The organism is Myxococcales bacterium (assembly GCA_022563535.1).
GTDB lineage: Bacteria > Myxococcota_A > UBA9160 > UBA9160 > UBA4427 > DUBZ01.
On record JADFNE010000002.1, the window covers coordinates 151,765 to 162,504 of the forward strand.

Below are 10,740 nucleotides of genomic sequence, written 5' to 3' on the forward strand. Positions count from 1 at the left end.
TTCACTTCTCCTACCTACGCTGCTCTTGACGCACTTAAACTCGCGTACCCAATCTCGAGCACTTGATCATGTCAGTGCGAACCTTCGATTCGGGTCAAAACCTCTGGCCCATTCTCCGTGATCAGCACCGTGTGCTCGAAATGTCCCGACAAACCGCCGTCCGCGGTCACCGCCGTCCACTCGTCTTCGAGCATGCGAACCTTTTCTGTTCCAACGTTCACCATCGGTTCGACCGCGAAGACCATTCCGGGCAGCAATCGAGGGCCGCGCCCCGGGCGTCCGTAATTCGGGATCTGCGGCGGTTCGTGAAGTTGACGTCCAATTCCGTGACCGACAAACTGACGGACCACCGAGTAGCCCGCAGCATCGGCCCGAGTTTCCACTGCGTGGCCGATATCCGACAATCGCTTACCGGGCACCATCTGCTCGATCCCGAGATTGAGACACTCGAGGGTCACCTCGAGCAGCGATTCCGCTTCTTCGCTTATCGGGCCGATCGGCACCGTGACCGCCGAATCCCCGTGAAATCCCTGACAAATAATCCCAAAATCGAGGCTCAGTATGTCGCCTTTTCGAAGTTCTCGCGACCCCGGAATTCCATGCACGATTTCTTCGTTCAGCGAGACGCAAACCGTCGCCGGATACGGCGGGAGCCCACCGGGCCCATATCCGAAAAATGAGGAGATAAGCCCACGCTCTTCGATCATCTCCTCCGCCTTGAGGTTGAAGTCGGCTGTCTTGAGCCCCGGCACGGCCATTTCTCGCAACACCAGGAGGATCTCAGCAACGTGTCGGCTCGACTCCCGCATACGCTCGATCTCTCGGCGGCTGCGAATCGGGATGTTTTCTGCGTAATTCATGGGCCCGACAATGCGGTTTCGACTCGCGCCGAAACCTCCTCCACCGTTCCCATGCCATCCACTTCCGACAGGATGCCGCTGTTTCTGTAGAACTCGAGCAAGGGTGCGGTCTGGGCGTCGTAGACGCGCATCCGTTCGCGGATGGTCTCTTCGTTGTCGTCCCTGCGTCCCTCGAGCTCAGCGCGCTTGAGAAGTCGCTGGACCACAGCCTCGGGTTCGACCGTCACGGCGACGCAGCGCTCGAGCGGTGTTCCGAGTTTGTTGAGCATGTTGTCGAGCGCTTCGGCCTGGGCCCGGGTGCGCGGAAAACCGTCGAGCACGAATCCCTTGACAGCGTCGGGCTGCCCCAGGCGCTCCTCGGCAATCGCGATCACGATGTCGTCGCTGACGAGCTGGCCTGCGTCCATCACTGCCTTGGCTTTGAGACCGATCTCGGTTCCGTCGGCGACGGCCTTGCGAAGCATGTCCCCCGTTGAAACATGCAGAATGCTCAGGCGTTCGATCAGCACGGATGCCTGAGTGCCCTTTCCGGCGCCCGGAGCTCCAAGTAGCAGGATGCGCATGGCACTCATCGGCCGAGTCTCCCGCGGATCCGGCCACCCTTGACGAAGCCGTCGTACTCACGCGACACGAGATGCGCTTCGATCTGCCCGATGGTGTCGAGGGAGACACCCACGCAGATCAACAGGGCCGTGCCGCCGAAATAGAATGGAATGTTCATGCGACCGGCCAGGATGACGGGCACGATACAAATCAAGGCAACGTAAGCTGCCCCGATGAAGGTCAGGCGGCTCAATACCTTGTCAATGTGGTTGGCCGTGTTGGCTCCCGGTCGGATTCCGGGGATGTAGCCGCCCATGCGTTTGATGTTGTCAGACACATCGACCGGGTTGATCACGATGGCGGTATAGAAGAAACAAAAGAAAATGATCAACCCCATGTAGACGAGGTTGTACGTCAGCCCGCCGGGATTTAGATGGGTATCGATCAACTGCTGGACCGCGGGCGAATCCGTGTACTGCCGCAGGGTCGCGGGAATCATCAGGAGTGACGACGCGAAGATCGGCGGAATGACCCCGGCCGTATTCACGCGCAACGGGAAATAGCTCATGCCACCCTGGGACACGCGTTTGCCCACGACCCGGCGCGCGTGCTGGATGGGAATCCGGCGCTGGGCGCGCTCGACGAACACGACGCCGGCAATCAAGACCACCATGAACATCATCAGGAAGATCACCTGAAGCGGACTGAATTGATCGGTGCGCAGCAATTCGACCATCTGGAAGATGCCCGACGGAATTGCGACGACGATGCTCGAAAAGATCACGAGCGAAATACCGTTACCGATGCCGCGTTCGGTCACCTGCTCGCCGAGCCACATGATGAACGCCGTACCGGTGGTGAGCGTGATCATCGTCATCAGCCGGAAGCCCCAGCCGGGATTCACCACTGCACCCTGGCCAAATGAACCACTCTCGAGCGCCGAGGCGATCAACATGCCTTGGAACAACGCGAGCACGATCGTCGCGTAGCGCGACCACTGGTTGATCTTCTTTTGGCCCTGCTCGCCTTCCTTCTTGAGTTGCTCGAGCTGCGGGATCACCACCGTCAAAAGCTGAAAAATAATCGTGGCGCTGATATAGGGCATGATGCCGAGGGAAAAGATCGACATCTGCTGCAGCGCACCACCCGAGAAGAGGTTCATCATCCCGAACACGGTGCTCGACATCTGTTCGAAGAAGTCGCGAATCACAGCGGTGTCGATGCCGGGGGTCACCACAGCACATCCGACCCGATAGACCGCGAGCATGCCAAACGTAAACAAGATACGCGCACGCAACTCTGGAATTCGAGCGATGTTGTGAATGCCTCCGATCACCCGAGCAACTCCACGGATCCGCCGGCGGCTTCGATCTTCTCTTTGGCACTCGCACTGATGCGGTTGACCTTGACTGCGAGATTCTTGGGCGCTTCGCCATTGCCGAGCAGCTTGACCAGAGCCCCTGCGGTTCCGCGGATCAATCCCGCACCGAGCAAGGAGGCCGCGTCAACAGAGGCGCCGTCGCCGAGCCTGCTGAGATCATTCAGATTGACGATCTCGACGTTGGTCCGAAATCGGTTGTGAAATCCGCGTTTGGGCAGGCGCATCTGCAAGGGCATCTGACCACCCTCGAACCAGGGCTTGATCTTCATGCCCGATCGGGTGCCCTGGCCCTTGACGCCAGTACCACAGGTCTTTCCACTGCCGGAACCGGGGCCACGCCCTACGCGCTTGCGGGGGTGGGTCGATCCACGGCTCTTCTTCAGTTGATCCAACATCCTCAGTCCTCCACTACCACAACGAGGTGCCTGACTTTGTAGATCATCCCACGAACCGACGGAGTGTCCTCCAGATCGACCGTGTGATTGATCCGACGCAGGCCCAGGCCACGCAAGGTCGCACGCTGCTTGCGATTGAATCCAATTTCGCTCTTGACCTGTTTGACGCGAACTCTCTTGTCGCTCATGACGATCGCCGTCCAAGTTCGGCAAGCCGCGCCTCGGGATCACGCAACTCGAGAAGGCCGACCATGACCGCATTGACGACGTTGCGCGGTGTATTGGATCCGATGGTCTTGGTCAGGATGTCGTGCACCCCTGCAGACTCCACCACTGCGCGCACGGGTCCACCCGCGATCACGCCAGTACCCGGCGATGCGGGCTTCAGCAGCACGCGACCGGCTCCAAAGCGTCCGAGCACCTCGTGGGGAATGGTCCGGCCGTCGATCAGCGGAATTCTCACCAGCGCTCGGCGCGCCTTCTCTACACCCTTGCGAATGGCCTCGGGAACTTCGCCAGCCTTGCCCAGCCCGACGCCGACGATACCGGCGCCGTCGCCGACCACCACCAGCGCACTGAAGCTGAAGCGACGACCACCTTTCACAACTTTGGCCACGCGGTTGATATAGATAACCCGGTCGTTGAGTTCGTAGTCGTTGGGATTGATTCGTGAGGTTCGAACGATGGTCGCCATATTAGAACTTGAGCCCCGCTTCGCGGGCCGCTTCTGCCAGGGCCTTTACGCGCCCGTGGTAGAGAAACCCATTGCGATTGAATACGACCTTCGAGATCTGCTTTTCTTTGGCAGCCTCGGCGATCGCGGTACCGACCAATTTGGCGGCAGCAATGTTTCCGGTCGAAGTTGCGCCACCCATGATGTTCTTCGAGTTGGTGGTAACGGTCACGATCGTCTTGCCTGAATCTGGATCGTCGATCTGTGCCGTGATGTGCTTTGAGGTGCGATAGACGGTCAGCCGCGCCAGAGGACTGCGCTCCAGTGACTTCTTCACGCGACGCTTGCGAGACGTCCATCGTTTCTTTTTGACATTTATGACTGTATTGCTGCTCATGAATTCGTCCTCAAGACGCCGCGCCGGCCTTGCCGACCTTGCGCCGCACGTGCTCACCGACGTAACGAATGCCCTTGCCCTTGTACGGTTCGGGCGGTCGAATCGATCGAATGTCGGCAGCGAATTGACCGACCAATTGCTTGTCTACGCCCTCGATCTTGATGTTCGTCGTTCCATCTATCGAGACTTTGAGCCCCTTGGGCACATCGAGCTCGACCGGGTGAGAAAAGCCAAGGGCGAGTGCCAGCTTGTTACCCTTCATGTCCACCCGGTAGCCAATGCCCTGAATCTCGAGTCCCTTGCTGAAACCCGTCGCAACACCGGTGATCATGTTGTTGGCCAGCGCGCGAATCAAGCCGTGAAGTGAGCGATTGTCCCTGCTGTCATCCGGACGATCGAATTTGAGTTCACCGTCGGTCAGTTCAGCCGTGATCGGTTTCGGAATCGAGGTCGAGAGTTCGCCCTTTGGGCCCTTTACGAAGATCGCTCCCTCCGCAAGCTTGACTTCGACTCCACTCGGAATGGAAATAGCCGCTCTACCAATTCGCGACATGACTACCAGACCTCACATAGGACTTCGCCGCCGATTCCGGCTTCTCGTGCATCCCGGTCGCACATCACACCCTTGGAGGTGGACAGGATCGACATCCCGAGGCCGTTTCGCACTCGCGGTATTTCTTCCTGCCCCACATAGACTCTTCGACCCGGGGTGCTGACGCGATGGATTTCGTCGATCATCGTCGATCCATCTTCCGAGTAGCGAAGACCCAGAACCAGTTCCTTGCTGGTTCCGTCTCCGTCCACACGAACCGGGCCAATGAAGCCTTCTGCACTCAAAACGTTTGCGACCGCCTGTTTGAGGTTCGAAGCGGGACAACGCGTCTCCGCGTGCCGAGCATTCCCGGCGTTTCGAATTCTCGTCAGCATGTCGCTAATGGGATCTGTCATCATGGCTCAAATACCCTCAATTGCCCTGCGTTCAGGAAAACGGCACACCGAGATGCGTAAGAAGAGCCTTGCCCTCCGCATCGGTGCGCGCCGTGGTCACGACTGTGACGTTCATGCCAGTTACCCGCTCGATCGAATCGTAAACGACCTCGGGAAAAATGATCTGCTCTCTAATGCCAAACGTGTAATTCCCGCGACCGTCGAATGCCTTTGGAGACACGCCCTTGAAGTCGCGAACCCGCGGCAGGGCCACACTCAACAAGTTGTCGAGAAACTCCCACTTCCGCGGGCCACGCAGTGTCACCATGGCTCCGATCACCTGCCCTTCGCGAAGCTTGAAGTTCGACACGCTATTACGCGCGCGTCGAATCGACGGCTTCTGCCCCGTGATCAGGCCCAATTCCATCGTGGCCTTTTCGATGATCTTGGGATTGGCAGCCGCTTCTCCGAGGCCCATGTTCACCACGACCTTTTCGAGTCGCGGAACCTGGCTCACGGACTTGTACTTGAATTCGCTACGAAGCTTCTCGATGATTTCCGACCGATAGCGTTCCAATAGACGTGGCGTCATCTAGAGCACCTCCGGCGCGAGGGAAATGATCTTCATAAAACCGGCTGCCCGCAGTTCGCGCGCGACAGGCCCGAAGATGCGAGTGCCCACCGGCTCTTTCGAGGTTTCGATCAGCACTGCGGCGTTTTCATCAAAACTGATCGAGGAACCGTCGGGTCGCCCGATCGTCTTCTTGGTCCGCACGATCACCGCACGCCGCACTTCGCCCTTCTTGACCCGGGCATTCGGCATGGCTTCGCTCACCGCGACCACAATGATGTCGCCAACCGAAGCAAAACGACGTCGCGAGCCACCCAGCACGCGTATGCACTTTACTTTTCGCGCGCCCGAATTATCGGCCACCAAAATTTTCGATTCCATCTGAATCATCGGCTCGCTCCGTTACACCACCGTCGCTTTCGCGACGGTCGCCTGCACCTTCCAACGCTTGCGCTTGGACAGAGGCCGATGTTCAATGATTTGCACTCGGTCTCCGACCGAGCAGCCATTCAACTCATCGTGACACATGAATCGCGAGTAGCGACGGACGTACTTCTTGTAACGCACGTCCTGGACAAGACGTTCCACCCGTACTACGACGGTTTTGTCCATCTTGTCACTCACGACCATCCCGATGAGAGTTCGTTTACTTCCTCGTTTCTTCACTTCACTGCCTCGCGTTTCTCGCCCAGCACAGACTCAATTCTGGCTACATCGCGACGAAGTGTTTTCAACATCGCGGTGTTCTCGAGTTGACCCGTTGCGTGCTTTACCTTGGCGCTGAATAGTTCGTCACGCGTTTCGCGGGACTTTTGTTCGAGTTCTTCAATGCCCAGCTCTTTCAGTTCAGAGCCCGTCATGCCACTTCCTCACGCTCGATGAATTGCGTCGAGATACTCAACTTGTGCGCTGCCAACCTCATGGCTTCGCGCGCGATCTGGGGTTCAACGCCCTCCATCTCATAGAGCATGCGACCGCGCTTGACCTTGGCAACCCAATCGTCCAGGGCACCCTTGCCCTTACCCATGCGGGTTTCGGCGGGCTTCGAGGTCCGCGGTTTGTCGGGAAAGATCCGAATCCAGATTTTGCCACCACGCTTTACATGACGGGTCATCGCAATACGCGCGGCTTCGATCTGCCGCGCGGTGACGAAACCCGAACTCGTCGCCTGGAGCCCGAAATCACCAAAGGACAGCTTGTTCCCGCGATGCGCCGCACCGCGGTTGCGTCCCTTGAATACTTTTCTGTGCTTGACTTTCTTCGGCTGCAGCATGACTTACCTCGCCAACTCGCCCTGGTAGCGCTCGGAGAGCGGGCCCTTTCGGAGTTCTTTGTCCCCAATGTCTTTCTTGAAAATCCAACACTTCACACCGATCATGCCGTAGGTCGTGCGTGCTTCTGCGAAGCCATAGTCGATCTCGGCGCGCAGTGTGTGCAGCGGCACTCGCCCTTCGCGATACCACTCTCGGCGTCCCATCTCGGCACCACCCAGGCGACCCGAGCATTGAAGTCGAATACCCTTTGCCCCGAACTTCATGGTCGAGATCATCGCCTTCTTCATCGCGCGTCGGAACGCGACCCGGCGCTCGAGTTGCAGGGCAATCGCCTCTGCAACGAGCTGCGCATCGAGTTCGGCCTTCCGGATCTCGCGAACATTGATGAAGATGTCGCAGTCGGTGAACTCCTTGAGTTCGACCCGAAGGACGTCGACTTCAGCGCCGCGCTTTCCGATCAGGATGCCCGGCCGCGCAGCGTGAATGTTGACCACCATCTTCTCACCGGTCCGATCGATGACGATCTTCGAGATTCCGGCGTGAAACAGTTTCTTCTTGATGAACTTGCGAACCGCAAGATCTTCATGAAGTTGCTGCGCGTAGTGTTTGTCGGCATACCAGTTGGACTGCCACCCGTACAGGGTGCCAAGCCGGAAGCCATAGGGATGGACTTTCTGACCCACGTCCGCTCCTTGTTTCTTTTCTCCGACCTCACTCGAGGGTGCTCGTCGGGAGAACTTTGCGCCGTGCCCCCATCATCTGGAGACGCCGCGCGGTGTTTAGTTGCGTCTAACGTTCACTCAGCACGACTCTGATATGGCTGGTTCGCTTCTGTAGCCAGTTTGCCCGCCCTTGAGCTCGTGCTCGAATTCGCCACATTGAAGGGCCTTCGTCCACCGAGATGTGGGTGATCTTCAATCGATCCACATCCAGCCCCGCGTTGTGTGTGTCGTTCTGATCCTCTGCATTGGCAATGGCCGACTGCAAGAGTTTGCTCAAAGGACCCGCGAACTTCTTTTGCGATACCGCAAGGATGTTCAGCGCCTCTTCAACTCCTTTGTTCCGCACTTCATCCGCGACCAGTCGCGCCTTTTGAGCGCTGATCCGATAGCCCTTGAGCGATGCCTTGACTTCCATATCAGCGTTTCACCTTCCGGTCAGAGGCGTGTCCGGTGAATTTGCGCGTCGGCGCAAACTCGCCCAGGCGGTGCCCGACCATGTTCTCGGTAATGAACACCGGCATGAAGAGCTTCCCGTTGTGGACATGAAAAGTCAGTCCGACGAACTCGGGGGTAATCATCGATCTCCGCGACCAGGTACGGATCACCTGCTTCGAGCCACTGGCCAATAGCCGGTCGACCTTCCTCTGGAGACTGGAATCGATGAACGGTCCTTTTCTCAGCGATCGTGCCATTTATTTCTTTCCTCTCCGCTTTACGATGTACTGGTCTGAGCGGGAATTATTGCGGGTCTTGTGGCCCTTCGTGGGCTTGCCCCAAGGCGTACACGGATGCCGACCACCGGAAGAGCGCCCCTCGCCACCTCCCATGGGATGATCGACCGGATTCATGGCCACACCCCGAACGTTCGAGCGCTTGCCCTTCCAGCGCGAGCGACCCGCCTTGCCGATTCTCTGATTTTCGTGTTCGAGATTTCCCACCTGGCCGACCGTGGCCTTGCAGTCGACGTGAATCATGCGCATCTCGCGGCTGGGCAGACGAAGCGTCGCGTAGCTTCCCTCGCGAGCCATGAGCTGCGCCCCCGCCCCCGCCGAGCGAACCAACTGCGCACCCTTGCCTGGCTTCATCTCGATCGAGTGGATGATCGTACCGAGTGGAATCACCGAGAGCGGCATCGAGTTGCCGGGATTCACTTCGACGTCCACTCCGGCCACCACTTCATCGCCAACGTTGAGCCCGTTGGGGCACAAGATGTAGCGCTTCTCACCGTCGGCGTAGTAGAGCAGTGCGATATTTGCGCTGCGGTTGGGATCGTATTCGATACCCGCAACCTTGGCCGGGACGCCGATCTTGTCCCGCTTGAAATCGATCTGACGATATCGTCGCTTGTGACCGCCCCCGCGATGGTACGCGGTAATCCGACCATTCACGTTGCGGCCACCACTCTTCGTTACCCGGCCGCCGACCTGGGACTTTTCCGGTGCTTTGCTGGTGATTTCCGCAAAGTCGGAAACGCTCATGTTGCGGCGTCCCGGTGATGTTGGCTTGTAGACTTTGACCGGCATGGTTCTTCCTACACTCCCTCGAAGAATTCGATGCTGTGACCTTCGGCGAGTTTCACGATGGCCTTCTTCCATTCGGCCTTGCGACCGATTTTGCGCCCCACTCGCTTTGTCTTGCGCGGTTGCCGCATGGTGCGAACTTCCGCGACCTCAACCTTGAACAACACTTCGACCGCGCGCCTAATATCGTGCTTGGTGGCGTCAGGGGCGACTGCGAAAGTCGCAAGATTGTTTTCCTCACGGCCGATGGTGCTTTTCTCCGTGACGAGGGGGCGGCGAATTACCTGGTGAACGTTCACGCCTGGGCCTCCTTCGCGGACTCAACGAGCCGAGCTTCGACTGCAGCGACCGCGCTTCGGGTCAGCAGCAAGTTCTTGTGTCGCAGTACGTCGTACACGTTCAATCCCTCGGCGCGGATGACATCTACGCCGGGCAAGTTGCGCGCCGAACCTTCGACAGTCGGATTGGGTGCGTCCAACACGATCAGCAACGTGCGCCCGCCTACGCCGAGGCCCGCGAGGGTCTCGACCATGCGCTTGGTGCTAAAACCATCGACTTCGAGAGACTCGACTACGTGAATCTGTTCCTGTGCGAGCTTCCACGAAAGCGCGCTGCGCAGGGCTGCGCGTCGGGTTTTCTTGTTGAGCTTGTGGGCGTATTTGCGCGGTACCGGACCGAAGGTGATGCCGCCTCCCGCCATCTGCGACGCTCGCGTCGTACCCTGGCGGGCGCGACCGGTTCCCTTCTGTCGAAAGGGCTTGGCGCCACCGCCGGAGACCATCGCACGATTCTTCGTGCTGTGGGTACCCGCGCGTCGCGCTGCCAACTGTCTTCGAACCTCGGCCTGTACCAGATACGGCCGGATCGCAGCCTCGAACACCGCTGGATTGAGACCCAGCTCACTCGAGTTGTTGCTGCCCACGCTTTTACTGTCCAAGGAGGCCATGACTAGAGTTTGATCTCCACATCCACACCAGCGGCGAGTTCGAGCTTCATCAAGGCGTCCACGGTCTGTGGCGTGGGATCGAGAATATCGATCAGGCGCTTGTGAGTGCGAATCTCGAACTGCTCGCGAGACTTCTTGTCGATGTGCGGACTGCGCAACACCGTGTACTTGTTGATTGAGGTCGGCAGCGGGATCGGCCCTGCCACGTTGGCACCCGTGCGAAGGGCGGTATCGACGATTTCACGGGCGCTCTGATCGAGCAGTCGATAATCGTATGCCTTCATTCGAATACGAATTTTTTGAGTGCTTTTGTCTGCCATACGATTTCCTGTCTTCCCCTCTTCTTACCTTGAACTAGTGCAGTCCTGAACCAATGCAGTTCCGAACCAATGCAGTCCTGAACTGCTGCACATGATCTTTGGACCTGCGTACTACTCGATCACCTCGGAGACCACGCCAGAACCCACCGTGCGGCCGCCCTCGCGGATCGCGAAGCGCAACTCCTTGTCCATTGCAATCGGGGTGATCAAC

Annotated in this window: 22 protein-coding genes; all 22 read right to left on the reverse strand. The window is 58.4% G+C overall.

Annotated features, from left to right (window positions below; translation table 11 throughout):
• Positions 1 to 71: 71 nt before the first annotated feature.
• Entirely contained in the window at positions 72 to 860 is a 789-nt protein-coding gene (gene map / locus IH881_01455; protein MCH7866333.1) for a type I methionyl aminopeptidase, read from the reverse strand.
• Positions 857 to 1,423: an adenylate kinase gene (locus IH881_01460; protein MCH7866334.1), complete on the reverse strand. Its 567-nt coding sequence runs from the start codon at positions 1,421 to 1,423 to the stop codon at positions 857 to 859. The genes map and IH881_01460 overlap by 4 nt, the downstream gene beginning before the upstream one ends.
• A gap of 5 nt (positions 1,424 to 1,428) precedes the next feature.
• Positions 1,429 to 2,739 (reverse strand): preprotein translocase subunit SecY, encoded by a 1,311-nt coding sequence (gene secY / locus IH881_01465; GenBank protein ID MCH7866335.1) that lies wholly within the window; start codon positions 2,737 to 2,739, stop codon positions 1,429 to 1,431.
• Positions 2,736 to 3,179, reverse strand: coding sequence for a 50S ribosomal protein L15 (gene rplO / locus IH881_01470; GenBank protein MCH7866336.1), 444 nt, complete (start codon positions 3,177 to 3,179; stop codon positions 2,736 to 2,738). The genes secY and rplO overlap by 4 nt, the downstream gene beginning before the upstream one ends.
• Before the next feature lie 2 nt (positions 3,180 to 3,181).
• Positions 3,182 to 3,367: a 50S ribosomal protein L30 gene (gene rpmD / locus IH881_01475; GenBank protein ID MCH7866337.1), complete on the reverse strand. Its 186-nt coding sequence runs from the start codon at positions 3,365 to 3,367 to the stop codon at positions 3,182 to 3,184.
• A complete protein-coding gene (rpsE, locus tag IH881_01480; protein MCH7866338.1) occupies positions 3,364 to 3,873 on the reverse strand; it encodes a 30S ribosomal protein S5 in 510 nt (169 codons plus the stop codon). The genes rpmD and rpsE overlap by 4 nt, the downstream gene beginning before the upstream one ends.
• A gap of 1 nt (position 3,874) precedes the next feature.
• Complete coding sequence (locus IH881_01485) at positions 3,875 to 4,249, reverse strand: 50S ribosomal protein L18 (GenBank protein MCH7866339.1); 375 nt, start codon at positions 4,247 to 4,249, stop codon at positions 3,875 to 3,877.
• A gap of 10 nt (positions 4,250 to 4,259) precedes the next feature.
• Positions 4,260 to 4,802 (reverse strand): 50S ribosomal protein L6, encoded by a 543-nt coding sequence (rplF, locus tag IH881_01490; protein ID MCH7866340.1) that lies wholly within the window; start codon positions 4,800 to 4,802, stop codon positions 4,260 to 4,262.
• Between the two features lie 2 nt (positions 4,803 to 4,804).
• A complete protein-coding gene (gene rpsH, locus IH881_01495) occupies positions 4,805 to 5,200 on the reverse strand; it encodes a 30S ribosomal protein S8 (GenBank protein MCH7866341.1) in 396 nt (131 codons plus the stop codon).
• A gap of 28 nt (positions 5,201 to 5,228) precedes the next feature.
• Positions 5,229 to 5,768: a 50S ribosomal protein L5 gene (gene rplE / locus IH881_01500; GenBank protein ID MCH7866342.1), complete on the reverse strand. Its 540-nt coding sequence runs from the start codon at positions 5,766 to 5,768 to the stop codon at positions 5,229 to 5,231.
• Positions 5,769 to 6,137 (reverse strand): 50S ribosomal protein L14, encoded by a 369-nt coding sequence (rplN, locus tag IH881_01505; protein MCH7866343.1) that lies wholly within the window; start codon positions 6,135 to 6,137, stop codon positions 5,769 to 5,771.
• A gap of 12 nt (positions 6,138 to 6,149) precedes the next feature.
• A complete protein-coding gene (gene rpsQ, locus IH881_01510; GenBank protein ID MCH7866344.1) occupies positions 6,150 to 6,413 on the reverse strand; it encodes a 30S ribosomal protein S17 in 264 nt (87 codons plus the stop codon).
• The gene (gene rpmC, locus IH881_01515; protein MCH7866345.1) at positions 6,410 to 6,607 is read right to left on the reverse strand and encodes a 50S ribosomal protein L29; all 198 of its coding nucleotides are present in this window, start codon (positions 6,605 to 6,607) and stop codon (positions 6,410 to 6,412) included. Before rpmC ends, rpsQ begins: the two co-directional genes overlap by 4 nt.
• Positions 6,604 to 7,020 carry a 50S ribosomal protein L16 gene (gene rplP, locus IH881_01520; protein ID MCH7866346.1) on the reverse strand — a complete coding sequence of 139 codons (417 nt, stop codon included), beginning with the start codon at positions 7,018 to 7,020 and terminating at the stop codon, positions 6,604 to 6,606. Before rplP ends, rpmC begins: the two co-directional genes overlap by 4 nt.
• Positions 7,021 to 7,023: 3 nt before the next feature.
• Entirely contained in the window at positions 7,024 to 7,704 is a 681-nt protein-coding gene (gene rpsC, locus IH881_01525) for a 30S ribosomal protein S3 (GenBank protein ID MCH7866347.1), read from the reverse strand.
• A gap of 106 nt (positions 7,705 to 7,810) precedes the next feature.
• Positions 7,811 to 8,158: a 50S ribosomal protein L22 gene (gene rplV, locus IH881_01530; protein MCH7866348.1), complete on the reverse strand. Its 348-nt coding sequence runs from the start codon at positions 8,156 to 8,158 to the stop codon at positions 7,811 to 7,813.
• Position 8,159: 1 nt separating this feature from the next.
• Positions 8,160 to 8,435 carry a 30S ribosomal protein S19 gene (rpsS, locus tag IH881_01535; protein ID MCH7866349.1) on the reverse strand — a complete coding sequence of 92 codons (276 nt, stop codon included), beginning with the start codon at positions 8,433 to 8,435 and terminating at the stop codon, positions 8,160 to 8,162.
• Positions 8,436 to 9,266: a 50S ribosomal protein L2 gene (gene rplB, locus IH881_01540; protein ID MCH7866350.1), complete on the reverse strand. Its 831-nt coding sequence runs from the start codon at positions 9,264 to 9,266 to the stop codon at positions 8,436 to 8,438.
• Between the two features lie 8 nt (positions 9,267 to 9,274).
• Positions 9,275 to 9,562, reverse strand: coding sequence for a 50S ribosomal protein L23 (locus IH881_01545; protein MCH7866351.1), 288 nt, complete (start codon positions 9,560 to 9,562; stop codon positions 9,275 to 9,277).
• On the reverse strand, positions 9,559 to 10,209 hold the full coding sequence (rplD, locus tag IH881_01550) for a 50S ribosomal protein L4 (protein MCH7866352.1): 651 nt from the start codon (positions 10,207 to 10,209) through the stop codon (positions 9,559 to 9,561). The genes IH881_01545 and rplD overlap by 4 nt, the downstream gene beginning before the upstream one ends.
• A 2-nt stretch (positions 10,210 to 10,211) precedes the next feature.
• On the reverse strand, positions 10,212 to 10,529 hold the full coding sequence (gene rpsJ / locus IH881_01555; GenBank protein ID MCH7866353.1) for a 30S ribosomal protein S10: 318 nt from the start codon (positions 10,527 to 10,529) through the stop codon (positions 10,212 to 10,214).
• A 111-nt stretch (positions 10,530 to 10,640) separates the two neighbouring features.
• The coding region (locus IH881_01560; protein ID MCH7866354.1) for a hypothetical protein at positions 10,641 to 10,740 on the reverse strand (100 nt) is incomplete at its 5' end.

Excerpts from the sequence above, each read along its gene's own strand:
- rplO (MCH7866336.1), bottom strand. The coding sequence starts at position 3,179 with ATGTTGGATCAACTGAAGAAGAGCCGTGGATCGACCCACCCCCGCAAG.
- IH881_01460 (MCH7866334.1), bottom strand. The coding sequence starts at position 1,423 with ATGCGCATCCTGCTACTTGGAGCTCCGGGCGCCGGAAAGGGCACTCAG.
- rpsJ (MCH7866353.1), bottom strand. The coding sequence starts at position 10,529 with ATGGCAGACAAAAGCACTCAAAAAATTCGTATTCGAATGAAGGCATAC.
- rplB (MCH7866350.1), bottom strand. The coding sequence starts at position 9,266 with ATGCCGGTCAAAGTCTACAAGCCAACATCACCGGGACGCCGCAACATG.
- rplN (MCH7866343.1), bottom strand. The coding sequence starts at position 6,137 with ATGATTCAGATGGAATCGAAAATTTTGGTGGCCGATAATTCGGGCGCG.
- rpmD (MCH7866337.1), bottom strand. The coding sequence starts at position 3,367 with ATGAGCGACAAGAGAGTTCGCGTCAAACAGGTCAAGAGCGAAATTGGA.
- rplP (MCH7866346.1), bottom strand. The coding sequence starts at position 7,020 with ATGCTGCAGCCGAAGAAAGTCAAGCACAGAAAAGTATTCAAGGGACGC.
- rpsE (MCH7866338.1), bottom strand. The coding sequence starts at position 3,873 with ATGGCGACCATCGTTCGAACCTCACGAATCAATCCCAACGACTACGAA.
- rpmC (MCH7866345.1), bottom strand. The coding sequence starts at position 6,607 with ATGACGGGCTCTGAACTGAAAGAGCTGGGCATTGAAGAACTCGAACAA.
- rplF (MCH7866340.1), bottom strand. The coding sequence starts at position 4,802 with ATGTCGCGAATTGGTAGAGCGGCTATTTCCATTCCGAGTGGAGTCGAA.
- rplD (MCH7866352.1), bottom strand. The coding sequence starts at position 10,209 with ATGGCCTCCTTGGACAGTAAAAGCGTGGGCAGCAACAACTCGAGTGAG.
- rpsH (MCH7866341.1), bottom strand. The coding sequence starts at position 5,200 with ATGATGACAGATCCCATTAGCGACATGCTGACGAGAATTCGAAACGCC.
- map (MCH7866333.1), bottom strand. The coding sequence starts at position 860 with ATGAATTACGCAGAAAACATCCCGATTCGCAGCCGCCGAGAGATCGAG.
- IH881_01485 (MCH7866339.1), bottom strand. The coding sequence starts at position 4,249 with ATGAGCAGCAATACAGTCATAAATGTCAAAAAGAAACGATGGACGTCT.
- rplV (MCH7866348.1), bottom strand. The coding sequence starts at position 8,158 with ATGGAAGTCAAGGCATCGCTCAAGGGCTATCGGATCAGCGCTCAAAAG.
- rplE (MCH7866342.1), bottom strand. The coding sequence starts at position 5,768 with ATGACGCCACGTCTATTGGAACGCTATCGGTCGGAAATCATCGAGAAG.
- rpsS (MCH7866349.1), bottom strand. The coding sequence starts at position 8,435 with ATGGCACGATCGCTGAGAAAAGGACCGTTCATCGATTCCAGTCTCCAG.